The sequence below is a fragment of the Streptomyces sp. WM6386 genome, assembly GCF_000972385.1.
Taxonomy (GTDB): Bacteria; Actinomycetota; Actinomycetes; order Streptomycetales; family Streptomycetaceae; genus Streptomyces.
This window is the reverse complement of sequence record NZ_JXTE01000194.1, coordinates 1-1,266: the sequence shown is the minus strand read 5'-3', so window position 1 is coordinate 1,266 and position 1,266 is coordinate 1. Positions and strand designations below refer to the sequence as shown.

Below are 1,266 nucleotides of genomic sequence, written 5' to 3'. Positions count from 1 at the left end.
AGGTCCATCAGCGCGAGGGTCTTCTGGCCGAAGGCCTCGCCCATGCTGCCGCCGAAGACCGTGGCGTCCTGCGCGAAGACACAGACGGCTCGGTTGTCGATCGTGCCGTACCCGGTGACCACCCCGTCGCCGTACGGGCGCCCGGCGCCGTCACCGGTGGGCCGGGCGCGGACGAACAGGCCCGTCTCGGTGAACGAGCCCGCGTCCAGCAGCAGATCGATCCGCTCCCGGGCGCCGTACTCCCCACGTCTCCTGGGCCCGTGCGCGGTGACCGCCCGCATCCGGCGGCTCTCCAGTGCGGTGATGCGATCGACGGTTCGGTCCACGGATCGTTCGGCGATCGGGTCGGGCACCCGGCCGGCCGCCCTCTCCGCCACCGTCCTCGCCCTGGATGTCTCCACCTCAAGTGTCATGGCCACCTCCGAAGTGGCTACCGAATATGGCAGCGCCGCGAGGGTGGACCGGGTCAATCGGCCTTCTGTTTGGGGGAGATGAGTCCCGCGGGGCCGTGGATAGTCCGTGGGTGACAAGGGCTGGGGCGGAACGGGGCGTCCCACAGAACATCGAGGCGACGGCGTGCGCGTACCGGCAGCGCGATACGCGCGCAGTCGCGCTCCTTCGTGAGCCGCGTGTGCTGCTCATCCTCCGCGGCAGGGGCCGTGTTCAGCGGTCGCGGGTGCGGCGGGCCTCGGCCACGAGTGCGCCGGGCAGTCCTGGCCCCGCGCACGCGTAGTCGATCAGCAGGTCGCGGTAGGCGGTGTTCGTGAGCTCCGGCGCGATGGCGATCAGGTCTCGCAGGTTCTCGGACGAGCCGGTCAGGCGGGCGCGGTAGGCGGCACGTGCCGCGCGTAGGGAGACTTCGTCCGGAGTGTGTGCCAGGCCCTGTTCGGCGTGGCTCACGGCAGCGGCGAAGTCGCCCTGTTCGGCACGCAGATCGGCAAGGTCCAGGTGGAGCGACCAGTTGTCGGGCTCCAGGGCCAGGGCACGTGCGAAGGCGGCCGCAGCCTGGTCCAGGTCACCCATCGTCCGCCAGGTGCCCGCTCGGGTGACCTCGGTCCACATGACCCGATCGACGGCATCGGCGCGGTCACACAGCGCGAACGACAGCGCATGGCGACCGCAGGCCCGAGGCAGCCGGGCCATGGAGGCCAGCGACTCCGGCACGGGACTGCGCTCGGACACGACGTCGATGGCATGAAACCAAGGGGCGAACCGCTCACGCATCTCGTCGGAGTCCAGGTCCTGGCCGTAATCCAAGGTCCGCAG

2 protein-coding genes are annotated in these 1,266 nt (G+C 70.7%); both read right to left on the bottom strand.

Translation table 11 applies throughout. The annotated features are described in order from the left end of the window. Positions 1–413 (bottom strand): carboxyl transferase domain-containing protein (locus tag TN53_RS40665; RefSeq protein ID WP_324609653.1); only part of this gene is annotated, 413 nt, incomplete at its 3' end. A gap of 250 nt (positions 414–663) precedes the next feature. Then, on the bottom strand, positions 664–1,266 hold a 603-nt coding region (locus TN53_RS40660), incomplete at its 5' end, for a tetratricopeptide repeat protein (protein WP_046263909.1).